Origin of the sequence: Spirosoma montaniterrae, from assembly GCF_001988955.1 — a bacterium.
GTDB classification, from domain to species: Bacteria; Bacteroidota; Bacteroidia; order Cytophagales; family Spirosomataceae; genus Spirosoma; species Spirosoma montaniterrae.
The window spans coordinates 3,537,947-3,562,762 of the sequence record NZ_CP014263.1 but is presented as its reverse complement, the minus strand read 5'-3'; the positions used below and the strand labels follow the sequence as shown (position 1 = coordinate 3,562,762).

The 24,816-nt window shown below is 54.3% G+C and carries 16 protein-coding genes and 1 pseudogene; 5 read left to right on the top strand and 12 right to left on the bottom strand.

The window, feature by feature from the left end; genetic code table 11:
* The first annotated feature begins 66 nt into the window (after positions 1–66).
* From lpxA to AWR27_RS15425, 3 genes are all read left to right on the top strand, one after another.
* The gene (gene lpxA / locus AWR27_RS15435) at positions 67–864 is read left to right on the top strand and encodes an acyl-ACP--UDP-N-acetylglucosamine O-acyltransferase (protein WP_077131994.1); all 798 of its coding nucleotides are present in this window, start codon (positions 67–69) and stop codon (positions 862–864) included.
* 98 nt (positions 865–962) lie between these two features.
* On the top strand, positions 963–1,580 hold the full coding sequence (locus AWR27_RS15430; RefSeq protein WP_198045011.1) for an ABC transporter ATP-binding protein: 618 nt from the start codon (positions 963–965) through the stop codon (positions 1,578–1,580).
* A gap of 114 nt (positions 1,581–1,694) precedes the next feature.
* Positions 1,695–3,158 (top strand): hypothetical protein, encoded by a 1,464-nt coding sequence (locus AWR27_RS15425; RefSeq protein ID WP_157579235.1) that lies wholly within the window; start codon positions 1,695–1,697, stop codon positions 3,156–3,158.
* Positions 3,159–3,176: 18 nt separating this feature from the next.
* Here the strand turns inward: AWR27_RS15425 and AWR27_RS15420 are convergent, their stop codons facing one another.
* The 6 genes and pseudogenes from AWR27_RS15420 to AWR27_RS15395 all read right to left on the bottom strand — a co-directional run.
* Positions 3,177–3,572 (bottom strand): hypothetical protein, encoded by a 396-nt coding sequence (locus AWR27_RS15420; RefSeq protein WP_077131991.1) that lies wholly within the window; start codon positions 3,570–3,572, stop codon positions 3,177–3,179.
* A gap of 6 nt (positions 3,573–3,578) precedes the next feature.
* Positions 3,579–5,813, bottom strand: a complete 2,235-nt coding sequence (locus AWR27_RS15415; protein WP_198045010.1) for a hypothetical protein — start codon at positions 5,811–5,813, stop codon at positions 3,579–3,581.
* Between the two features lie 72 nt (positions 5,814–5,885).
* Positions 5,886–6,224: a hypothetical protein gene (locus AWR27_RS15410; RefSeq protein WP_157579234.1), complete on the bottom strand. Its 339-nt coding sequence runs from the start codon at positions 6,222–6,224 to the stop codon at positions 5,886–5,888.
* 14 nt (positions 6,225–6,238) lie between these two features.
* Complete coding sequence (locus AWR27_RS15405) at positions 6,239–7,153, bottom strand: hypothetical protein (RefSeq protein ID WP_077131989.1); 915 nt, start codon at positions 7,151–7,153, stop codon at positions 6,239–6,241.
* Between the two features lie 108 nt (positions 7,154–7,261).
* Positions 7,262–9,787: an ABC transporter permease gene (locus AWR27_RS15400; RefSeq protein WP_418346586.1), complete on the bottom strand. Its 2,526-nt coding sequence runs from the start codon at positions 9,785–9,787 to the stop codon at positions 7,262–7,264.
* Between the two features lie 59 nt (positions 9,788–9,846).
* A pseudogene (locus AWR27_RS15395) lies at positions 9,847–10,500 on the bottom strand (ABC transporter ATP-binding protein); the annotation flags it as partial.
* Between the two features lie 164 nt (positions 10,501–10,664).
* Between AWR27_RS15395 and AWR27_RS15390 the strand changes: the two are divergent.
* Entirely contained in the window at positions 10,665–11,378 is a 714-nt protein-coding gene (locus AWR27_RS15390) for an arylesterase (protein WP_077131987.1), read from the top strand.
* Between the two features lie 9 nt (positions 11,379–11,387).
* Here the strand turns inward: AWR27_RS15390 and tamL are convergent, their stop codons facing one another.
* From tamL to AWR27_RS15370, 4 genes are all read right to left on the bottom strand, one after another.
* The gene (gene tamL / locus AWR27_RS15385) at positions 11,388–13,823 is read right to left on the bottom strand and encodes a translocation and assembly module lipoprotein TamL (protein WP_232325846.1); all 2,436 of its coding nucleotides are present in this window, start codon (positions 13,821–13,823) and stop codon (positions 11,388–11,390) included.
* A gap of 1 nt (position 13,824) precedes the next feature.
* Complete coding sequence (locus AWR27_RS15380) at positions 13,825–18,963, bottom strand: translocation/assembly module TamB domain-containing protein (protein ID WP_077131986.1); 5,139 nt, start codon at positions 18,961–18,963, stop codon at positions 13,825–13,827.
* A gap of 159 nt (positions 18,964–19,122) precedes the next feature.
* On the bottom strand, positions 19,123–19,734 hold the full coding sequence (locus AWR27_RS15375) for a cupin domain-containing protein (protein ID WP_077131985.1): 612 nt from the start codon (positions 19,732–19,734) through the stop codon (positions 19,123–19,125).
* A gap of 85 nt (positions 19,735–19,819) precedes the next feature.
* Entirely contained in the window at positions 19,820–20,368 is a 549-nt protein-coding gene (locus AWR27_RS15370; RefSeq protein ID WP_077131984.1) for an RNA polymerase sigma factor, read from the bottom strand.
* Between the two features lie 310 nt (positions 20,369–20,678).
* Here AWR27_RS15370 and AWR27_RS15365 point away from each other — a divergent pair, with 310 nt between their 5' ends.
* Positions 20,679–21,545: a DUF6597 domain-containing transcriptional factor gene (locus AWR27_RS15365; protein ID WP_077131983.1), complete on the top strand. Its 867-nt coding sequence runs from the start codon at positions 20,679–20,681 to the stop codon at positions 21,543–21,545.
* Here the strand turns inward: AWR27_RS15365 and AWR27_RS15360 are convergent.
* A complete protein-coding gene (locus AWR27_RS15360) occupies positions 21,499–22,620 on the bottom strand; it encodes an MDR/zinc-dependent alcohol dehydrogenase-like family protein (protein WP_077131982.1) in 1,122 nt (373 codons plus the stop codon). The two genes, AWR27_RS15365 and AWR27_RS15360, sit on opposite strands and share 47 nt — an antisense overlap.
* A gap of 7 nt (positions 22,621–22,627) precedes the next feature.
* On the bottom strand, positions 22,628–24,811 hold the full coding sequence (locus AWR27_RS15355; protein WP_257788517.1) for a peptidase domain-containing ABC transporter: 2,184 nt from the start codon (positions 24,809–24,811) through the stop codon (positions 22,628–22,630).
* Positions 24,812–24,816: the final 5 nt, after the last annotated feature.

Sequence of the window (24,816 nt, the reverse complement as noted above, 5' to 3'; positions counted from 1 at the left end):
AGTGGCACCGCCTATATTAATGCCCTCACTCATCACTCATCGTTCATCACTCATCACTTAAAAAACATGATCCAACCATTAGCGTACATACATCCCGAAGCCAAGATTGCCCAAAACGTGGTGGTCGAGCCGTTCGCCATCATTCATAAAGACGTTGAAATTGGTGAGGGCACCTGGATTGGTTCTCATGCCGTTATCAACGAAGGCGCACGCATCGGGCGTAACTGCAAAATTTATCCGGGCGCGGTTATCTCATCGACTCCGCAGGATTTAAAATTCAAAGATGAATATACGCGCACGTTCATCGGCGACGGAACCACGATTCGCGAATATGCTACTATTAGCCGGGGAACCGAAGAACACTGGAAAACCGAGATCGGGTCGAACTGCTTGGTGATGGCTTACGCCCACGTAGCACACGATTGTCGAATTGGAAACAACTGCTTGATTATCAATAATGTGCAGATGGCCGGTCATGTTCACATGGGCGATTGGGCCATCATTGGTGGGTCGAGTTCGGTGCATCAGTGGGTAAAAATTGGTCCTCATGCGATGGTATCGGGCGGGTCGTTAGTGCGGAAAGACGTGCCGCCGTTTACCAAAGCCGCCCGCGAACCGCTGTCGTACACGGGCATTAACTCGATTGGGCTGCGTCGGCGCGGTTTCGATAACGACAAAATCAATCAGATTCAGGAAATCTACCGTTACATCTACATGCGCGGCCTGAATAATGCCGATGCGCTCACACAAATCGAACTCGAACTGCCCCCGTCCGACGAACGCGACGAGATCGTGAATTTTATCCGCACCTCAGAACGCGGCATTATGCGCGGCCCTTCGTCAGGTGCCGACCGGGGAGAGTAAATTAGTGAAAAGTGAAGAGTGAAAAGTGAAAAGAGATTCATAATCAGACGTGAACAACTTTTCATTTTTCATTTTTCATTTTTCACTCTTCACTAATCATGCAGATTGTAGCTGAACAGATTGGCAAAAAATACCGAAAGGAGTGGATTTTCCGACGCGTTGATCTGACACTAACCGCCGGAAACAGCTACACGTTCGTGGGACCAAACGGCAGTGGCAAATCAACCCTGCTGCAACTGCTGGCCGGAAGCCTGCCCGCTACCGAAGGGCAGCTTCTGTATTCGGTAGCCGGTAAACTGCTCGATCCCGACGACTGGTTTCGGCAGGTTAGTATGGCCGCGCCTTATCTGGAATTGGTGGAAGAACTGACGCTTGATGAGTTGCTTCGCTTTCATCAGACGTTTAAACCCTTCAAAGCGGGCCTGACGCCCGAAGTTGTAGCCGACCGGCTGCTGTTGAGCCACGCCCGCCACAAAGAGATCAAGTATTTTTCGTCGGGCATGAAACAGCGCGTCAAACTGGGGCTGGCGTTTTTTTCTACTGCGCCGGTCGTGATTCTCGACGAGCCGACAGCCAACCTCGACCGGCAGGGGGCAGCCTGGTATCATCAACAGGTACGCCAACTATCGCCCGACTGTTTGTTACTCATCGGCTCCAACGTACCGGACGAATACGATTTCTGCCCCAACGTGCTGGATGTGATGCAGTGGAAGTAGAAATTAAATTAAAATTTACGGTTTCTTCGAACTATTTAACAACTATGCGGGTCGTTGATGCGGGTTGATACAAAACACCTAAACGGGTAATTTGCCATCACAAATGGGCGCATCATGAAAAAACTTCTCGTTTTCGTCGGCTTATTGGCATCGCTGAGTTGTCAGAAACCCACTCCTGATCCGGTCGCCAAACCACCTGTCTCTGCTCCGGTTACTCAAAAACCTACGCTTTTGCCGGATTTACAGGATGCCGTAGTTGTACCAGGATCGGGTAGCGAACCGGCTATTCTGGAAGCTACTGTCGATGGTGTAGGTAAGGCATTTATTTCGGGCCGTTCCATCATCATCAAACTGCCAGCCGATTATAAAGAACCCAACGTTAGAATTACGTATAAAGTGAGCGAGGGCGTTCGGGTGCTTGACCCTCGTTCGGGGGCGCTTTATCCGGTGAAAGCCAACCCATTGCCCAGAGTTTGCGTACAGAAAGACGAACTTGGCAACTGTAAACTATATTATGAAATAGTTATCGAAACGCCCAGCCCGCTGAAATTTACGCCCGATTCGGCGTTGGCGTTAACAATAAAGGAGTATTATCAGCCTTTCAGGTTTCTGTTTACGGTCGATAATTTAGATGCGGGTATGCCCGCTCAACGATATTTTAGCGTTCGTTTTGTGAACAATACTACGCAGGAAACTTTCACCAGCGAAAACTACATGGTGAATGCTCTAAATGGGGAACCTGTCTATGTAAATGCCCCAAATCAAAACATTCCCAAAATTGCTAAACTACAACTAACAGGATCGTTGCCCGTCAATATAACGGCTGGCGAATACACACTCACGATACGGTCAAGAGTGGAGCAAACTATAGTGCCGGGTCAGAACTCACTGGCTGGCATCGAATCTGTTGATTTTCCGCTGACTATCAAAGCCGGACCGCCGATTATTGGGCTGGTTAGCCCATCGGCTCCGGCAACTGGGGTCATCGCAATTTCGGGGCGAAATCTGGAACCAGCAAAGCGGGTGGTCGTTCGGCTCACAAACGATTTTACTCAAACGCTCGAAGGAAATGCCGCCATACTCAATACAACGGTGGCCCAGTTAGCTTTGCCGGCTATTCAGCCCAGCGGCCAGTATCTGCTTGATGTTATTCCGCAGGATGGTAAGCCCTACCGGTCTTTGTTTACCATTCCCAACGCCCGGTCGTCGCAAAGTTTCGCTTACGTTGGCCCACCTAAGAGTTATACCGCTTCTTTCGATTGGATGCCTGCTTTACCGGCTTTCAAAGGTGGAGAAGCGTTGGCCGTGCGCTATTCATTTACAATTGGCGATCTCTCGTATAGTACGCTGACGACCCGTACTGTAAAAGCGGTTCGGATCATCAGTGTAGCCAACCCAAATATGGTTTATGAATTAACGAACCTTGGCAGTTTTAGACCATTTGCGCTGGCTACCGATTTTAATTTGTGGCGTTGGAAATTGCCCGACGCTCCCCAAAAGGGTGATTATAAACTTGTCTTCGAGGATTTTGATGGCAGTGTTAGCTTACCTTTCTATCGAAAAATACGAATTGAGTGACGTGATGAGTCGATGATCTTATAGCTTTTCGTAGGTAATCGTGCAGCCATCGGGAGCTTGAAAACTAATCTGTTTCCGGGTCTGCGCGGTTTTGTACGTAATAACGGCATCGTTGGACGTAGAGAGCTGCACTTGTCCCGGCTCAACGGCAAACGTGCCAACGTCCCACACCGGATGCACCGGTGCTTTCGGGTCGCTCTCGGCTGAATAAAGACCGTTCGCTTTGAATTCGATGAGGGCCGGATAAGCCTGGCTACAGGCCGACATCGTTATTTTTTTCCATCGCCCCTGCAACGTCATCGTCGTACCTAAATCGGTTGAAGCCAGCCGGTTGCGGCAGTCGATGCTGACCGCGCTCAATAGGAAGAGCAGCGTTGCTAACTGCCACAACCGGCTGAAGTGTGTATAGTGCATTCGTCTTTAAAGCTTCGTCAGCGCGGCTTCGAGTGCATCGGCATTGGCACTACCTTTGGCCTTGCTTGCCAACACGTCAACAATTTTTCCTTTCGCGTCCTTATTACCTTTGGTATCGGCTTTTCCGAGCAATTTAGCGCATTTACGAATCTCGGCAGAACTCATCACTGTTTCATCGGTCAGCAGCGAAGCCGCAGCTTCGAGATTAGCCGGTCGGTCGATGAAAGGCTGCGCCAGCCGTTTGGCTTCTACATAAGCAAAATGCGGATGGAGCGTTTCGTCGGCCAAGGCTGCCTGAATGGCCTCATTACCTTCGGTCAGGTGATCGCCCGTCAGCACGATGCTGAGCAGCGCATCGGGGGTCGATAACACCTTGAGAGCCGCCGACGCATGGGAATCGGTACGAGCACCCGTTACGAAAACGTTCGCTGTACCCGATACCCCCGCATGACCACCCGGCATATCCCAGCTAACCTCAACCTCAATCGTGTAGGCACCGGCAATCGGGAACAAAGCACCTTCGGCTCCGCGCAACAGCGTAATAGATTCCGTGCGTACATCGTTTGGTTGCATGTAAGCAAGCGGAACCTCTTCGACACAGATAATCAACGGTTTAAAGGTGCGTACCGTACCCGACGGGTCGGTAACTCGCCCACTAACGAAGCCGTTTTTCATTTGCAGACTAACCGGCGCGGGCAACAGATAGAGCGAATCGTTGGTCAGGCTGATTTCAAAGCGGGCCGGGGCACCAATGGGCAATACATCGTGCAGGGGCGATACCTGTAACGACAGGCCAACGGCTTCAACGTGTTCGTCGTCGGGGCTAATCGGGTGTGTGGGGTAGGGCGTGCCGAACGCAATACCGCCCGGTCGAACAAACACGTCGGGCATATGTCGCAGGCGTTTCTGGTCGTCGGCTGCGTGCGCCCATTTTATGTTATCCGGGAACTGAACCGGGGCTACGGCTCCGGCAGCAATAACGTCGGTTGTATTCATAATACCGAAGTCGACCGTGTTGTGGTAGAGGCCCATCGCATGGCCGATTTCGTGGAGCGCGGTTCGGAAATAGGGAGCTTTGGCGGCTCCGAATCGTTGTCCTTTCACCCTGCCCCAGGGGTTGACATTGGGAATGGTCCAGTGTGAGGCAATGCCGATACCCTCTCGCGGCACGTTGTTGGAATCGGTGCCACCGGCGTCGTACATGATGCCACGCGGAGTGGAATCAATGTTTTTAACGGCCAGCACGTGATACCGCCATTCGGCGTCTAAATTGGACGAATCGCGCCGGGCCAGCATAGCCGCGTGCATTTCGCCATCGCTCCACGAGTTACCACTCGGTTCTGCTATGTCTGTATGACTCGGCAGCACGTTGAGTTTCCAGCCAACGGCACTGAAAACCGACTGCCAGGTATGGCCCGCTCCGCTGTCGAGTGGAGCTTCTGACCCCGATACGGTGTCAATTTCAACCGTGGCTTCGCGCAGAAATTTCGATACCTGGCCCATTGTTAGCGTACCGACTACCACGCCCCTGTTATTTTTTACTTTGCCGGTCAGGTAATCGGCTCCGGCGGGGTAGCTGGCCGGTGCCGAACCGAACGTCATTTCGGCGGTGAATAACCCTTCATTTCCCCACATCGGAGAGGCCGTGGCTCCCTTAAACTTCCACATCTCAAAGGCCATCGTGAACGTACTCGACACGCTAATACCTTCCAGAATCTGGGTAATACGGAGGTAATACCGATACCGGCTGCGGGCAAATTTGGGAATGCCGTTAGCCGGATTCGGCTCGCCCAGCAGCGCGTGAACGTCCTGATGAGTAGGTGAGTCAAGAATGGGAATGGGTGGAATCGGAATGGGCCAGATCGGTAGTGGCTTGTGGTAATACAAATCACCACTGGCCGTTACGTTGAACGCCGAACGCTCCACGCGGATAGTGCCATCGTAGTGGTAAAGCGTACCTACCGGATCGAATCGAACTAAATAGCAGCCTGCGTTCAGGCTATAAAACCGGAAAACCGGGCGAGGCAGGTCGAGCGTACTGATGTCTTCCGAAACGGTCTGGAACAGCTCCTGTGGCACTTGCGATTGAGTGGCAATGGCATCGGGCAGGGGCGGAAAGCCAACGGGCGTTTCGGGCTGTGGTGCAAAGGGTTCATGTGCCGGTGTGGGCATCACGGTCGAAGGCGCGTAATCCGCTGCTTTCTTCGACGCTTTTTTGGGTTTTGGTTGGGCGGTTTCCATGAATGGTAAACGGTGTAGGAGAAAAAACGTAGGCCGCTGGTCGGTTTCTACGAGAAGATCGAGCGGCCTGTATCAAAATTCAGACGATAAAAGACTGTAGGCCAATGCGCTGTATGCCGACGGTGCCGTTTGAAGCAGCATTTTTTCGAGTTGTCGGTCCGGGTCCGAAAAACCGCGTGGCTGACCGGGCGACTCCTGCCGCACAATACCCTCCCGTACCGACCAGTATTGATCGTCGGTCTGGAGTCGGCAACCCTGATAACCCAGTTTAGACGGTTGCTCGGGCGTATCTGACCGGGCGGGCAACAGCCTGATCCGCTCCATAATGGCCTGTTTTACAGATTCATCCTCTACAGTCCACTCTGGATTTGGACGGCCTGAAAACAGCAATAGTGTGCAGATTAGGCGCATAGCCGCTGGTTAGTTTAGCGAATCATCACGTGTCCGTGAATTGCCTGCATAAACGTACAGAATTGCGTGTAGTTGCCCCGGTTGGCGGTGCGGGGATCGGTGATGGCATTACCCGCATTGTCGAGCAGGGTGGCGGCTGTGCTACCGGGTTTGTGCGACCACCGGCCATTCGGCCCTTTTCGATACCAGTGATAATCGACGCCCGGCCAAACGACCAACGCGACCAGATGGCCCGTAGCGGGGCATTTATTGTCGGCATTGGGCAGATCGATGAGTGCGTCGGCAACGGCTCCGTCGCGGGCACTGCGCTGCCCGGCTCCAACAATACAACCGGCCAGCGACGTGTATTGCTGTCCAGCCGCCTTACCCGGCTGGGCAAAGGTGTTGGTGCGGTAGTTGGTGGCGTAATTGTAACAGTTGTTATTGAACTGTCGGGTGCTGCCATCGTTCCACCAGGCAATGTCAGAGGCCGGAGCACATCGACAGATCGGAAAAATCTTGATCGGGTCGATAATGATGGGCGGGCGGGCTACAATCTGTTCGCGCTCAAGCCGAAACTGAGCCACCTCGTTCCGTAGCAATTGCTCGAATGTTTTTTTCGAGCCAGGCACCCGAAACTTCGTCAGTCGGTCGAAAATGATCTTCTCGAAGTTGGTGTCGCGGGCAGTTGCCGAACTATTGCCGGTGTAAAGCCGGTCGGGAGTAACGCGAAAAGCGGTAGGCAGGTCGGTAGTGGCGTCGTCGGTTTGTTCGATAATGATACCGCGAAATCCCAGATTAAACGGTTCGGGCGTATCCTGATCGGTTAGTGCCGAAAAGTCGGATGCCGTTTGTACTTCGCGTAATACCTGCTCGGCTTCGTTGCCTTCCAGCGTCAGTGTCGGGTTTGGCCGACCACTGAAGATGTCAATGGTGACGTTAATTTTCATGCGACTGTACAATTAAAGGTGTAGGAATAGTCGAATGCCTCTTCGGCAGTCGGCCTTTAGTCGCAGAAAAAAATAATATGGAAACAGCAGTCTCGACGGTTTTATCGCCTACCCTTCGTTGCGCAGCACCTCCAACGGCGAACGTATCAGTACGTCGCGGCTGTTGAAGAGACCAATCAGCACCGTTAGCCCTGTAACAACGCCAGCAACGACCACCAACGGCAGCGCGTTGGGGCGGAAGGGTACTTCAAACACAAATTGCGCTAATGCCCACGTGCCAGCCAGCGACAGCAGAATACCCGACAGAGCCGCCAGCAAGCCCAGCAACCCGTATTCAAGAGCCGTAATCCGCAGAATCTGAGCCCGGCTTGCGCCTAACGTGCGGAGCAGCACACTCTCCCGCAAACGTTGATATTTGCTGATAACCACCGAACTGCTCAGCACCAGTAGCCCCGTCAGGATACTGAATAGGGCCATAAACCGAATAACGAATGAGATTTTGCTCAGAATCTCGTCAACCGTTTTCAGGATTAATCCCAGATCGATAGCCGATACGTTCGGAAATTGATTCACCAGATCGCGCTGCAACCGGGCCGAGGTTTGCGTATCAGGAACGCGGGTCATCAGCACCCGGAATTGCGGTGCCTGATCGAGTACGCCCGACGGGAAAACCAGCAGAAAATTGGTCTGTACGCGGTTCCAGTCTACTTCGCGCGTGCCGCCGATAATAGCCGGAATGGGCAGACCCTGTACGTTGAACGTCAGCGTATCGCCGAGTTTCAGGTGTAGCCGTTCGAGGTAATCTTTCTCGACCGTGACGTACACCGCGCCGTTTTCCTGCCGTTGCGCTCTGCCGGTCAATAGTTTCTCCGACGAAATCAGCGTGTCGCGGTACGTGACCCGGTACTCGCGGGTTAAGGCCCAATCTGGAATCTTGGCCGACGTGTCTTTGCGGATTGCTTCGGCGTTGCGCCCGTTGATGGCCGAGAGCCGCATCGTCACCACCGGCACTTCCTGCAAGATGGGCAACCGCTGCGCCTGTACCAGCGACCGAACCCCGGCAGCCTGTTCGTTCTGAATGTCGAACAGCACCATATTCGGCTGATTACCACTGCCCGACAACTCGACCCGGCCCAGCAGCAAGCCCTGCGTAAGCGAGAGCGTGGCAATCAGAAATGCGCCTAAGCCGATGGACGTGACCAGAATAAGCGTCTGGTTATTAGGTCGATACAGGTTCGCTAAACTTTGCCGCCAGACATAACTCCACGACGCCGGGAAGAACCGACGTACTAACCAGATTAGCCCCAGACCCAGCGCGGTCAGGATGCCGAACGCCAATGCCAGTCCGCCCGTGAAACCCACGGCCAGCCCGAAATTGCGCGTTTGCCAGTACGCAAAGCCAACGATGAACCCGATGATAAGCAGATACACGGCCCACCGCAGCGGGTCGCGTCGGCTCAGGTCGTCTTCGTAAGCCGTGCGTATCGCTCGCAGGGGCGACACATTGCGTATGCTCAACAGCGGCAGCAGGGCAAACAGCACCGAAATAAGCAGTCCTGTGCTGATGCCACCCACCACAGCAGGAGCCGACAGGGCCGTTTCGACCGTTACAGGCAGAAAATCGCCGAAAACACGGGGTAGCAGCCATTGTACTCCAGAGCCAAGCACGGCCCCAATAATGGCCCCCAGCAAACCCATGAGCGCGGTTTGATACAGGTAAATGAGCATGGCCTGCCGCCCGCTCGCGCCCAATGTGCGTAGAATGGCAACGGAGGCAATTTTCTCGCGCACGTACAACTGCACAGCACTCGCCACGCCCACGCAACCCAGCAGCAGAGCCACAAACGCTACCAAACTCAGGTACTTGGTCAGATCGGCAAATGAGCGTCCTGTTTGCCGCTTGCGCTCAGCTACCGTGTCTGAATTTATACCCTCTTTGTCGAGTCGGGCTGAGATTGTTTTTAGATACGCATCTACGTTGGTGCCAGGCCTGAACTGATAATAATACTTGTAAGAAATCCGGCTACCGCGCTGCAACAGGCCCGTGTTGGCTAAAAACTTGTTCGGTATAAATACCGTTGGGGCTACCGTTGCCGCCACAACGGCCTGACCCGGCGTTTTCGTAACGCGTCCGACAATGAGAAACGACAGATTCCCGACCTTTACCGAGTCGCCGGGTTGGGCATTCAACTGCACTAACAACCCATCATCGACCAACGCCACGCGGTTGCTGGCCTGCCGGAATGTTGCGATGACCGACGCGGGTTCTACCTCCCAATCCCCATAATATGGAAAACGGCCCTCCAGCCCTTTCACCTGTGCCAGCCGAACGCCCCCCGTTTTCGGGATAGAAACTAATGAAGCAAATGAGACCTCAAAAGCGCGGTCGTTACCAATGTTTTTAATCAGTTGATTTGTTTTGGGCGAAGGCGGTCGGTTGTACGACAGCGTTAGGTCGGCACCGAGCAGTTCGCGGGCCTGTTCGTCGATGCTGCGGGCGAGGTTGTCGCCGAAGGAGTTGATGGCAACGAGAGCCGCAATGCCCAGCACAATGGCCGACATAAACAGCAGCAGGCGTTGGCGGCTTCGGCGGCTGTCGCGCCAGGCCATGCGAAAAAGCCAGGAGGTATTCATGGTTGACTAGTTGAATGACGGAATGATTGACTTTTTGAAACGCGAATGCCTGCATTCAATCATTCCGTCATTCGATCATTCAATATCAATTGTGTATCCTCCACCACCGCACCACCCCGGATTCTGATCATGCGCTGGGTGCGGGCGGCTAATTCGAGGTCGTGCGTGACCAACACGAGCGTGGTGCCAGCCTCCCGGTTGAGTTCAAACAGCAGATCGACAACGGTTGCGCTGGTGTCGGTGTCGAGGTTGCCGGTGGGTTCGTCGGCGAAAAGTAATTTCGGACGATTGGCGAAGGCCCGCGCCAGCGACACACGCTGCTGCTCGCCCCCCGACAGTTGGGTAGGGTAGTGGTGGCCGCGCTGCCCCAGCCCCACGCGCTCAAGCAAAGCCTGCGCCGTTTTCTGCGCTCCGCGTTCGCCCCGCAGTTCGAGCGGCACCATCACATTTTCGAGCGCCGTGAGCGTAGGCAGCAGTTGAAAGTTTTGAAAGATAAACCCAACGTACTGGTTCCGAATGGCTGCCCGCTGGTCTTCGCTGAGCGTATCGAGCCGGATTTCGTTCAGAAATACGCTGCCCGACGACGCCCGGTCAAGCCCGGCACACAGACCCAGCAACGTAGTTTTGCCGCTACCGCTGGGACCAACAATAGCGAACGTATCGCCCGGTTCGAGCGAAAAATTAACGTCGTGTAGCACCGTTAACTCACGGCCCCCGCTGGTGTATGTTTTAGTCAGATTTTCGACCCGTAAAATGCTCATGTTGGTGTTAAACCCAGAGGGAACAGAGGTTTTGTGCAGCGTTCAGGGAGTATCTTTGCATTCTCTGCGCAATTCTCCCTCTCCGCTGCGTTTAAACACAAACTGACAGATAAACGATGAAGTTCTGGAAAACGAAATCAACACCCATTTCTTTTATAAGCGGCCTGCTGCTGTTATCAGCGGTGTGGGGATGCGGCTCGAACAGTGAACAATCAACAGCCAACAGCCAGCAGTTGGCAACTGGCAATAGGCAGTTGGCAAACGCGCAATCAGCCGCAACGAAACGCGTTATACTTTTTTATGGGAATAGCCTTACGGCGGGTTATGGCGTAGAGCCGGACGAAGCGTTTCCTGCGCTGGTGGGTAAAAAAATCGACTCGCTGAAATTAAACTATACGGTTGTGAATGCCGGGCTGAGTGGCGAAACTACGGCAGGTGGCAAAAGCCGGATTGGCTGGGTACTGCGCCAGCCCGTATCGGTGTTTGTTCTCGAATTAGGTGGCAACGATGGGCTGCGCGGTCTGCCCCTGACCGATACGCGCCGAAACCTGCAAGCCATTATGGATACCGTTCGGAAGAAAAACCCCGACGCTACCATTGTGCTGGCCGGGATGCAGATTCCGCCCAACCTCGGCACAAGCTACACCCGCGAGTTCCGCGATTTATTTAAAGAACTGGCCGACAAAAACAAGGCCGTGCTGATTCCGTTTCTGCTCGAAGGGGTGGGCGGAGTGCCAAAATTAAATCTGCCCGATGGTATTCATCCAACCCCGGCGGGCCACAAAATCGTAGCCGAAACGGTCTGGCGGGTGCTGAGGCCGGTGCTGTAGTTTCGATGTCTAAAACGGATAACCCACGGCGATGTTCAGCACAATGTTTTGTCGTCGCCAGGTTGGATCGCGGAGGTTGATCTGATCGATGACCCACTCGCTGCCGTTGGTTTTGTAGGGTTTGCGGAGCGGAGTACCCAAATCTAAGCGTATCAGAAAATACGACAGGTCGACGCGCAGGCCAATCCCGGTGCCGATGGCAATCTGCCGGTAAAAGTCACGCCGGAACTGCGACAGGGTAGCGTCGGTGGTGAACCCTTCGCCGGGGTAAAAGGTCCAGATATTACCGGCATCAATAAAGGCTGCTCCCTCAAAATATTTATTGAATTTATAACGCAGTTCGGTGTTGGCTTCGAGTCGAATATCACCCCCGCCATCCTGAAACAACGGCACGTCGCGCAGGGTGTCGCGGGTGTACAGGCCCGGCCCGATAGCGCGGGGCCGAAAGGCACGGATGCTGTTGCTGCCACCCACAAAATACTGCCGGGTTAGCGGAAGCGTAAAGCCATTCGAATTTCCATAGGGAAGCCCCAGCCCAACAAACAGACGGTTTGCCAGGGTCATATTCGACGTTAGTCTTCGGTATAGCCGGGCATCGGCATCTACTCGGGCATACTGCGCGAACGGAACGTTTAAAATCGTTTTTCGATCCTGTCCTTCTCTCAGAGGAATAAACAGGCTCGCCAAGTTTCCGGCTATTTCGGCGTTCGTCGTCAGACGAAACGTAGTGGGGCTGTTCGGTCGGGGCAGCGAGTTGTAATTAAACGTATACAACGTGCTCAGAATGAGCTGATCTGAAGAAAGAATCTGATTGAGCTGCCGCTTCACGAGTGCGTCGGCATCGGGGTCGAACAGGATTTCGTAGAAACGGTCGGTTACGCGACTCAGCGGCACGAAAATATAGTTTACGTTGAACGGCTGAAATACGTGTTCAATTTGCTGACTCTGACGCCAGGCGTAGCCGAAGGTAGTTTGGGCCGAATTAATACGATACAAATCGCCCCGGATATTGGCCTGATAACCAAGCGTAATGTTGGTTTTAGGCAGGGCTGTTCGCTGATATTGGCGAAACCGGACCGGCCCTACCAAACGCGGAAGGCTAAGCACGGCATCGGCTCCAAACCGGTAGTTTGTGATCGCCTGTGCACCGCCACCCACCTGAAATTCGATACCGGCATTGGCGTTGAGGGTCAGGAGTTCGGCCCGCCTGAGCGCATTACGGTTACGCCAGCTCAGTACAGCCTGCCCCCCGTTGAAGTTGTTGGAACGTGAGGTGCCGTCAAGCTCCAGCCGAACGGCTTTGTTAGGGCTTGGCGTCAGGTAATAGTGTACGTCAAGTACGGCAGAATCGCCCTGTTGAGCCGGTTCAAAGCGGTTACGGACAAACTTAAACGTGCCGAGATTAATGAATCGCGACAGCGTCAGGTCCTGCTGCCGGGCGTTGTAGCGCGTGCCGGGCAACACCGTTACCACGTCCCGGAACAACTTCGGGTTGAAGCGACGCGTTGAATCGACAATGCGGAACCCCTCCGGCGACCGATACGCCTGGCTCAGGTTGGTATCAGACTGCGCCGTAGACAGGTTATAGTTTGGGTAGATGAATACGTTGCGGATGTCGTATTCTTCGCGGGCCGCGTCGGGAATTTCGGGCTTTATGGCAAAAAACAGGTCGGTACGATGGGCCACCGAATCGTTATCAGCCAGCACGGCCACGTAGTCGGGAATGAAGTAATAAAACCCCCGTTGCTTGAGCAATTGCCCGATACGTTCGCGCTCGTTTTTGATGGTTTCAAGCCGGTATGGATCGCCTTTCCGCAATGCGGGGCGACGACTCACAAACCGAAGTGATCGGCCTATGGGCGTCGAATCGGCCAGAATGCCCACCGAGTCGATATAAAATCGCGGCTTCACCGTCACCTCATAAACGCCCTTCGCCCGGTAACTTTCTTCCAGAAGCTGCCCTGTCACGGTTGAGCCGAAATAGCCTTCGTTTCGCAGAGCAGCTTCCCAGATTGGAATACTCGACGAAATAGCCTTTGCGCTCGCCAGCACCGGCTCTTCGCCAAATTTGCGCCGGAACCACGACCGAAAACCGTTCTCTTTTTTAGGTTCGCCAAAGAGGTAATAAAGCCCAACCTTGTAGGGATACCCGAACAGTTTTTTGTTGGGACGGGGCCGGGCCAGAGCCGTCAGTTGTTCGGTGATGGCCGCCTGATCGGTTGTAGAAATCGTTGAATCGGGTTTCAGCACAATGTCAGTGCCCATGTAAAGCCGCTCATTGGCTGGCAGGTTTTTGGCAATGTTGCAGGCGTTGAGCAGCAGAATAAGCAGCAGATACACCCCACCCCAACCCCTCCCCAGTAGGGAGGGGCTTATCAGCGAACGCCTTTTTAAAAAGCCCCTCCCTACTGGGGAGGGGTTGGGGGTGGGGTGTATCTCAGTCATGTCAGTTCAGAGCCGCATCGGAACTTCGGCGAAACATGTCGGCCAGTGTATTGTAATCGATGGTGATGACGAAACCAACGCCAGTTTCAATAATAAACCCGTCGAGCACGGCCTGATAGTCGTTGCGCCGATACGCCCGCAGCACATACCGACCGTCGGGCGTGACGTTGTAGTTGACCGTTACGTTATCGAACACCTGATTAGCTGCCGTAGCTGCGCCCGCCGTATTTTCGAGTACGAAATTTTTCCCGACCGATACCGTAATACGTCCTTCCAGAAAACTGCGCGACAGTCCTACGTTCAGGTCGGTTCGGGCACCATTGGTGGTGCCACCCGTGTTCGCGCTGCCCGTTTGCGATACCAAGTTTACGTCTACGTCGAAGCCCTTCAGCAAGTTCGATGCCAGCCGCCCCAACTGATCGGAAATGAGCTTGCTAACGCTGTTGCGGGCCAGGTTTTCGGCCTGATTGTTCAGCCCCGTACCGTTTGAACTGGAGAAGAAATCTGCGGTGTTTTCGGGCAGAAACCGATTTAAAATCAGCAGCGCAAATACCTGTTTATTAATCTGCGACTGGTCTAACCGGAGTGTTCTCAGTTTGTTGACAATGGCCGTTCCCAACGCGCTTGACGTCCCAGCCGCGCTGCCCTCGGCTTCGGGCAGGCGAATGTCGAAATCCAACTTCGGTGTAGCTAAGTTCTCACTAATGGTCAGTGCTACCTCAAACGGCAGCTTGCGCCGGGTGGCGGTGTTTCCCAACTGTGTCGATTCATTGCCAATAAGGTCATTGGGTGCTGCTTCAACTTCATAAATGGCGGTAATATTGATATCGGCCCGGAGCGGGTCGCCGGTGAAGTTAATATAGCCGCCTTTCTGAATGGCAAACTTGCGTTTCAGCACTTCGTAGGTCAGCGAGTATTCGCCCTCGGTTACGTCGTAGCGGCCCAGCACGCGGATTTCGCCAGCGGCATTCACGCCCACGTTGAGTTGCGCCCGGCCCCGCGCCCGCAGGTAGTCGCCGTTGAGTTCATCGACCACGATGGTCAGTTCCGATTTCTCGTCGGCTTCCAAATCCAGCGAAATCGTGGAATTGCTGAGTTCATCGAAGGCTAATTTAGCCCGCGCACTGTCGCGTTTGGGGCGATACAGGTATTTGGCGATCAGCAACGAATCGCGGTGGTCGACAAACGTCACAACCTTGTTGCCCTCCTCGGCACTCAGCGATTCGTCGGGTAGCACTATCGAAATTTTGCTGCCTTCTTCGAGCTTCACCTTACCCGTAATCGACGCGTTGGAACCGGCCCCTTTGATGCGCAGGTCGGCACTCACCGACGCCTGCCCGTAGGCATAATCGTTATCTTTTCGGGCCGCGTTCAGCACCTGAAACTGTCTTCCGCGCACCCGCAAATCGTAGGCAGCGTCGGGCAGGTTGCGTAGCACCACCGTGCCGTCGGTAGTGAGCGTCCGTCCTTTCTGGTCACGAATGTCGAAGTTGGTCAGGGTGATGGTCTGACCGCTGAAGACCAGATTTTCCTTGTCGATTCGGTACGTCGCGTTCAGTTGTTTGATGTTGAACGCCACCGAGTCGAAGGCTACGTTGCCGTTTAGTTGCGGGTTGTCGATGGCTCCTGCCACGCTGAATTCACCGGTTAGCTGCCCCTTTGCCTGCCTCAGTTCGCCGAAACTGAACGCTTCTATAGTTCGGGCGTCCAATCGGTTCAGTTTAATAGCCAGATCGAGAGCCTGTTTTTCATTCTCAGGATTGTAAAAGCCAACTACGGTGGCGTCATTATACGGCCCGGTCAAGACTGTATTGACGTTGATGCGGCCATCTGCGTTGTTGCTGAACCGGGCCGTCAGGTTGCCGATAGGTTTCTCTATTACGCGCAGGCTATCGACGTACACCGAGCCAGTGAACGCCAGTTGGCTGTCTTCGGCCAGATAATCGCGCACAATCACGGTGCCATTCAGTTCACCACTCGCCAGCGTAGTATCCTGCCCGGCCAGCCGCGCCAGATTGGCTAAGTTGACTCGTTGGGCTGTTACCCGAATAGGCGCGTTGCCGTACTGCTCGGTGCTGCTGACGTTGATAAACTGCCCGTCGGTTTCCAAGCGCAGATTATCGATCAGTACCCCGTCGGGGCCGTATTGAGCAAAGCCGGTGGTATCGGCAGTCCAGGGTTCATAATTGGTCAGTAGCCCCTCGCGGGCCAGTTGAAGCCGGTAGTTCTTATCAACGATACTGAGCGTACCGGCCAGCCCATGCCGGTCCTGATCGACGGAATCTCTGCTGACCACGGCGAAACGCAGCCGGTTGTTGGCCGCTGTACCCGTCAGGTTGGTTTGGCCTATTTTGTAGCCCTCGTACAGGGCACCATCGACCTGACCCGTTACGTTCAAGGTGTTGTTTACTGCCCGCAGCGTGAGCGCAGTGGATTGAATGGTTATCGTATCATACACAATCACGCCCGTGCGAAGGGTAGCCGACAGGGTTGTATCTCCAGACAGTGCCAACAGGCTGTCTGAGCGGTTCTGACTGTCGAGATAGGCGTTGAGCCGCACCGTATCCAAGCGCGTCAGGGCCGGAACAAATGCCTGCAAGAGCGGATTCTGATACGCTTTCAGCCCTATCGAAAACGCATACGGCGGTGGCACCGGCTTGTAGGTCAGATCGGGAATGGCAATGTACCTGCTGATTTCGCCCACCACGATGTCATACAACTGCGTGTACTCGAACTGCCCGTTGAGCCGCACCTGCGCCCCCGGCACCCGTGCCACTACGTTCTTGGTTGTGCCGTTGGCCGACAGCCGGGCGTATAGCGAGTCGATGGGGTAGCTTTTGCCGTTCAGCGTTACCACAGCCTCAGCCGCCGAAATCGTACCCACGGGCCGCGCCGGGTCGGTCGAGGTCATATCCAGCAGAATATCGCCTTTCAGCGACAGCGGGTCTTTGTAGAGTTTTAGAGCCTGCAAATTCAGTTGCTGCACATTGGCCCGGCCCGCCACGGTTGGGTAATCTGTTTTCAGGTCCGACTGTATGTCGAGACTCAGATTGGCGTTGGGGTCATTCAGCGAACCCGTCAGCGTCAGGTTGCTGTTTGCCAGTCGACCTTCGGCTACTAAGTTCTGATACCGATAGCCGTTGAGGTTGGCGGTCTGTACGTCGAGGTCGAAGCGGGTAGTCAGGGTTTTTGGGTCGATGCCGCGCCCGTTGAACGAAGCCCGCCCCGTGATAATGCCCAGCGTTTTCGGCTGTTTCAGCCACTTGCCCGCGTCGAAATTTGTCAGGTTCAGCGTACCGTCATACGTCTGATTTTTGCCCGATACAAACCCCGCCAGTCGACCATCGAAGGCTGCCGTACCCCAGCTTGTCGCTAACCGGGCATCGGCGGTCAGGTTATCGAGCTGACCGCGCAATTGGCCCGTCAGGCGCAAATCGGGCGGCAGGTCAACGGTATTGGGAATCGTACCTTTCGGCACTAATTTCTGAATGTCGGCCAGCCGGGTTGTACCTTCCGAAATAGTCAGGTCAAGCCCAATCCGATCAGGGTCGGTTACGTTGGTGAGCCGCCCATTGGCCCGGATGCGCGTTCCTGACAGCATCGCCAGCTCGAAGCGCGGCACGTTCAGCGATGCCAGCGTACCGGTGAGTTGCGTCGAAGCCCGGAAAACGCCCGTGCGGTCGGTGAAGGGGGGCGTATCGGCCAGAAATGGAGCTAATTGCAGCACGTCGGCCACCGACAGTCGGCTATCGCGCAGATTGACGCGCACGGCCACGCGTCGGGCGAAACGCGGGTTGCTCAACTGCCCCAGCGAATCGTAGCGCAGCACTACCTGATCGCGCAGCAGGCTGGTTGGGGTTTGTATGTAGAGGTTTGTAAGCTGCGTTGTGCGGTCGGTATAAAGCAAATCGCCGTCGAGTTGCTGAAGAACGAAGCCGCTTGTAGCCCGAAACTTCCCGTTGCGCAGAAATCCACTGATGCGCTGCCCACGTGTGCCGAGGTCTTCGTAAATCAACGCTTTGCCATCGATGCCGAGGTTACGCAGGTCGAGGTGGCCGTAATCTAATCCACGTTTTTGCACGGGCCATCCAGCCCGGGGAGCATTCTCGTCGTCAAACCGAATCCGGTTGTTTGCCAGCCGCACCGTACCCAGTTTGGCGAACCAGCCCGGCGTGGCGGGTTCTGCCGGAGCCTGAGCAGGTTTGGCCGTTTTCGCCGGACTCTTCGACATGGGCTTACTGACTTTTGTCAGCACAGCCGCCAGGTCGGCGTTTTCCAGAGCTAATGAGCGAATGCCGATTTTCTGACCGTTCAGGTAAAAATAGTCCGACTCCATCGTGAGCCGCCCTGCCGTGCCTGCGGTGCGAAAGTCGGCTGTTTCAACGCGCACGTCCCATTTGGCACGGTTGATCTGCCATTTGCCGAGGCCAATATCGAGCGTGTCGTTCGGGTTCGTGTCGGGGCTGTCGGGCGTGGGCAGGCCGTTGTACAGACGAGTATAAACGTTCAGGCCATCGACGGCTACGTTTTCTAAATAATACTGCGACTTGTATACGTCGGTCTTCTGGAAATTAGCCCGCAGACTATCGACATAGGCGTTTACGTCGGCCCCAACTACATCGTCGCGGTACTTGATCCGAACGTCTTTGAGCGAAATACCCGTCAGGTTAATGGCTAATGGCGTCGACACCGTATCGGCGGGTTGGGGCTGGGCCGACGCATTGGCCGTGCCGGTGTCGAAGGCATTGAGAATGTACTGAAAATTGAACGTCGTGTCGGGGAGTGTTCGGCTGATGTTCAGACGAATGCGTTCGAGTTCGATCTGGTTGAGGGCTATTTTATTGTTCAGCAGCCCCCACATGTCGAGGTCGACGCGCATCCGGCCTCCATCGAGCAGCGTATCGCCCTGTGGCGTTTTGAAGAACACGTCTTCGAGTTCGATGTAATCGGGAATTTTATAGCGAATGGCTCCGATGCGGAACGGCGATTGCAGCTTCTGTGCCAGATACGAGTTTACGCGCTTCGTTACAAACTGCTGTCCCCAGGGTGTGGTAGCTACCAGCACCGCAAAGCCCGCGAGCAGCAGCACGAGTGCCAACAGACCGAGAAAAATGCGAAGCAGCAGTTTGGAAACAGGCATGCGTTGAGTTCGGCGACCAATTGGCCGCGCAGAATCTGATAGCTAACGTAACAAAAAGTTTTGTTGATAACGCACCGACGGGCCAATATGTTACTGGCCGACGCTGTTGATTAGGCTTCTTCGTGGTCTTATTTCCTTTTTATTAGATTGCTGCGAGCATCAAAAGGCGGATTCTTTAATGCGTTGAACGATTAATTGAACCGGTCCTTCTACTACCTGCAAACTATGCGAAATTCTGGTTGGAATGTCCAGATAGTCGCCGGGAGCGAGCTGAAATATTGCTGAACCAACGTAACCGTTGCAATAGCCCTCCAGAATCAGAATGCTTTCCTGTTCATACAGATGTTCCTCCACGCTGACTTCCTTGTCTACCCACACCAAAAGCTGCGTAACGGTAGCATCGTCGCGCAGGGGATAAACGTATGTTTCTTTGAAAGAAGGCGGGGGCTGAAGGGTGGCAACGGCCTGCCGCCAGCGACCCACGTCGGCCCAGGCATCGAGCAATGGTAGCTGCTCCAGTTCAACGGGCAACTGCGCCAACGCACGCAGTGTACGCAGCAGCCGCTGTGTATCGGCGGGCTGCGGTACAAAGTCGGTCGGTGTACTGTACCGGCGAAGTGCGCCGAGGGTCTGGTCGATCTGCGCCCGAACAGCCGGGTACTGTCGTTCCAGACGGCTGACCTGCCTGGTTTTATTGGCAGGCAACAACCCAAGGCAGTAGTTGTAAAGCGTTTCCGATGAAAGAAGGCACCGAAGCGTTGACTTTTTCATACTATTTTAAAGCTGAGATACACCGCCGTAACAGTGGTTTTATACTATTATATGCTTATACGCCGAAACCTGTCGACATCGCCCCTCAACCATCCGAATAAACTTCCCGCAGACGTCGAAGCGCGGCCCGGATTCGGGTTTTCACCGTTCCCAGCGGAATATGTAACGCCTGGGCTGCTTCTTCCTGCGTATAACCAAAAAAATATACTAAATTTAAAATAGCTTGCTGATTGTCGTCCAGCAGCCTGATCTGGTCTGCCATATCCATGGTTTCCTGGTTGATTTCTTCCTCCAGTCTGTTTCCAAGTACCGAAAGGATGGTTTCGTTTGTTGGCATCGGCTGGGTAAACTGATTTCTGCGGAGGGAGTCTATGGCTGTATTGCGGGCAATATTCAGCAACCACGTAAACAGCCGTCCTTTCTCTGGATCGTAGGCGGCAAAGCGTTGCCATATTTTAATAAAAGTATCCTGAAGCAGATCGCGGGCAGCTTCTTCATTTCGTACAATCTTACGGATAACCCCATACAGGGCGGGTGAGTAATACCGGTATAGCTCCTCAAAGGCAGCCTCATCCCGTTGTTTCAACTGGGTAATCAAAACCTGTTCTGAATGGCGTTTGGCAGGACGTTTCAAGGGACAAGCGTTTGGTTAAAAAATGAAGACCACTAACCGCAGCCCAGTGTCTGAAAACTGGATTTCATGGCCCGGATCGGCACGCTTTTCGGGCAGAACGATCAGTGAAAATCAGCCGTAAAAAAACCGGTAGAGCTTGCAGGTGGTATATATGCGTTCAGCAGGAGCGTTCAACGGAGAAAAGCCCTCCTCAGAACCGTGACATGGCTAATAGTCATCTAATTACGTAGCACACAAAAGTAACAGGCTCATTGCTGGACATCCGTGTAAAAACGCGACAAAACAAGACCATTCGCCAAAACATACCCTTATGGAGACCTTGACCGTAGAGCTGATTCATCAGCCGCATTTCGACCGTCATTACCAATTGCTGGCTCCGGCGTCGGATCTGCTTTTGTACATCGAATCCTATTGGATGCTGGACCTTCGAAACCCGCAGCATCAGCAGAGCCGGTTTGTCGAAATCAATCTGGCGAAACTGCAATCGATATTGATTGTCAATCTGGGCAACCCCTTCGAGGTGTTTGGTCGGCAGGGCGAGCGGGTCTATACTTGCACGCATAGTGCGCTGGTCGGTTATCATACTCGCCGGTTATCGTATAAACATCAGTTTGGAAATTATTTGATTGGAGTAACGTTTCATCCGGCAGCGGCCAATCACCTGTTTCGGGTGCAGGGTCAGGAACTGATGAACCAGTTGTTGCCGCTGGACGTGCTATTGCCAAACGCATCCCTGCTGGAAGCGCAGCTCGCCGAAGATGGCTACCCCGCAACCGTTCAAAAGGTGCTGAACACCTGGATGCGGCTCCTGGTCGGACGCGCCACGCCCGATAGTCGACTCGGTTACGTACAACAGGCGTTGCAACCCGATAAACTTCACGGTGCCAACTACTTCAGTCGCCAACTGGCATCGCTGCTGTGCGTGACGAACCGGTCGCTGGAACGGTATTTTAAAGAACACATGGCACTCAGCCCGAAGCATTGCCTGCGGATACAGCGTTTTCGGCAGGCGTTGCCTGTGTATGGGCGATATGGGTCTGCCATAGACTGGACCGAGTGGGGTTATCACGATTTCTCACACTTTATGAAAGATTACCATCATTTTATGGTCGATCTTCAGCCAGATGATGCTATTCGTAGCAATAAATCACTTTCCCCAAACGATCTGGGGCTGTAAATGACCGCTCAAAAAAAGTAGCAACCGCGCTTCCGCGACAGACAGAATCAATGCATACCGAGTAACGACCTGCGGTATAATCGGCGAGGGCGCGGGTCAGATCATCGGTAGTGCCGAGGCAATTGCCTATCAGGTTAATATTCTGGACAAGCAACCGGTAAAAGGTTAGAAAGGTGTCGGCAGTGCTGAACGTAAGTTGCTGCTCAACAGATGGCTGCTGGTGATACAGGCCGCAACTGACATAAGTAGCATCTGGCGCAAGCAGACCGCTGACCGGATGCCAGTGTACGTCGATAAATGGATCGAAGACAACATCGAATCTCGCTGCCCACTCCCGCCGAAGCGCATCTGACAGTAACTGCGGACTGGCGTAATCGACCGGCAGCAGTTGCCGAACGCCCAGACTCTGTAACGCAGCAGCCCGGTCTGTTCTGGAGGTTAGGCCGTAGACGTTGTCGTGGTTGTTCAGGGCCTGTGCGAGACATAACGACGTGTTGGATCTGGCCGCCGTGAGCAGAATGCTGGCACCGGGTTGGGGCCGGGCTTTCCGTACCATGGCATAGGCCGTTTGCGCCCCCAGCGAAAACCCGGCGGCTATATCGTCGGGCATGGAATCGGGAAGGCGCACCAATTTGTGTTCCGGCAGCACGTCATACCGGGCCGAGGCTTCGTTGGTAACCACGCCTGGCTGCGCCAGCCCGCGTGCTACCGGATAACTGTTATCGCCAATGACCCGATCTCCGACGGCCAGGGTCGTTACGTGCGGCCCCACGTCGATTACCTCCGCCACAAACTCAGAGCCAACGTACCCGAACGGAACCGTATCGGCTGAGACGACCGCTGATGATGCATTGGCCAGCCACTGAATGATTGTCCGGTCACGGTAATTGCAGGAGAACGCGCGTTTTTTCAGCAGCACAGTCTCTGAAAACTGTGAATCGTGCGGGTCGAAGGGTGGGTCAGCGTCTTCTACCAGACCGCAGCCAATCTGCTGGTTGCCCAACTGGAAGGTAGCAGCCGCTGTAGCAGCAATCTGCCCAATAAGCTCTGCGGGCGCAATAACAACGCTCTTCATGGGCGATTTAAGTGTCTAATTCGAGTTGATTACGGACCAGTTCAAAGTACAGGCCCCGTTTCTGCACCAGGCTGGCGTGGGTTCCTACTTCGCGAATTTCGCCCCGGTCGAGCACAATAATCTGGTCGGCATTCTTGACGGTGCTGAGCCGGTGGGCAATAACGACAGCCGTTTTGTGACGCAGATATGTAGCCAGCTTATCCGTGATTTCTTTTTCATTGCTGGCATCGAGCGAGCTGGTCGCTTCGTCAAAAAAAAGCATATCCGGGTTGTAATAAATGGCTCGGGCAATCAGCAGCCGCTGTTTTTGCCCCTGACTTAGTCCAACGCCATCGCCCCCGATTCGGGTGTTGTAATGAAGCGGCAGGGCTTCGATGAACTCGCGGGCGTTAGCCATGTCAACGCTTCGCAGCAACCGGGCTTTATCGATGACCTCGTCGCGCAGCACAATGTTGCGGGCAATGGTGTCGGAAAAGATAAACCCGTCCTGCATCACGCTACCACAGCGTTCGCGCCAGTCGCGGCTGTTGAGGTGCGTCAGCGGTATGTTACAGACAGTGATTTCACCACTTGCCGGCTGGTAAAACTTCAGCAGCAGCTTAACGAGCGTGGTTTTTCCGCTACCGCTGGCCCCAACAATGGCGGTTGTCTGGCCCGCCGGTATGGTCAGGCTGATGTTGTTTAACACGGGTGGCCCGCTGCCATAACGAAACGTGACGTTGGTCAGGCGAATATCTGGCTGGCGGTCTGGGGGCAGAGCAATGCTCAGGTTGGCGTCTTCGTCGGGACGGTTGTGGATTTCGCTCAGCCGTTCGAGGCTCTGCCCGGCATCCTGCGCCTGCTGGATAAAGCTAATCAGACTGATGATTGGCCCGTTGATCTGCCCCAGAATATAGGTAGCGGCCAGCATCATGCCCAGTGTCATATGTCCTTGAATAACCTCGTAGGCCGAGAAAAACGAGATGACGATATTTTTCAACTCGTTAATGAACGCCCCACCGGTCGATTGCCACTGCGCCAGCCGCAACCCCTGCATGTCGATGCGGTACAGTTGCGCCTGCATGTCTTCCCATTCCCAGCGTTTCTGTTTTTCGCAGTTATGGAGTTTGATTTCGGGCATGGCCTGCACCAACTGTACCTCGTTGGCACTAACCGTCGCCATCTGCCTGAATCGTTTGTAATCGAGTACTTTCCGCCGTTTCATAAATACGAGCGTCCAGATCATGAACAAGACGCTGCCCAATCCGAAAATAACCCAGATGCGCAGGCTGTAGGTCATCAGCACAATGCTCAGTACCACGAGTTGCACCAGTGAAAACAACACGTCGAGCGACGACGAGGTCAGGAAGTCTTTGATACGGTCCTGGTCGCGCATACGCTGGAGGAGGTCGCCCATACTCTTGGCGTCGAAGAAGCCAATTGGCAGGCGCATGAGCTTGGTCAGGAAATCGGACAGGATGCGGATGTTGATCCGGCTCGACAGGTGCATCAGCAGCCACGAGCGGATCAGGTCGATTGATGTTTTGCCTATAAACAGCATCAACTGCGCCCCCAGCACGACGTAGATAAAACTGAGATCACGCTGCTGGATACCCACGTCTACAACGCTCTGCGTCAGAAACGGCAGCATCAGCGACAGCGCGGTACCCGTGAAAAGACCAAGCATCACCTGCGCCAGTTGCCGACGATAGGGCGTCAGGTAACGGAACAGAAACCGGATATCGCGCTTGTACTGCGTGTCGTCGCCAGGTTGTCGGGCGTAGAAATCGGGCGTTGGTTCGAGTAGCAGCAGATAGCCCTCTCCGCCCTGTAGCCAGAGCTGGCAGAACTCCTCTTTACCGTAAGTAATCAGTCCAATAGCCGGGTCGGCCAGATAAACGACGTCGTTTTTTATCTTGTGAATAACCACAAAATGTTCGCGGCCAAAATAGGCGATGGCAGGCAGCACGGGCTCGTCGAGCAGAAACTGGTAGGGCACTTTGACCATCAGTGTGTGCAGGCCCAGTTGTTCGGCGGCATCGCTCAGGGCCAGCATCGACACGCCCCCGCGCCCCTTGTGGGTCAGCTCCCGCAGGTACTGAATCGAGTAGGGCTTGTCATAGTACTGCAACAGCATTCGCAAACAGGTTGGGCCGCAGTCCATCTGGTCGAGCTGCCGGAAAAAAGGGAACGAAGAATTGAATAAAGCCACAGTTG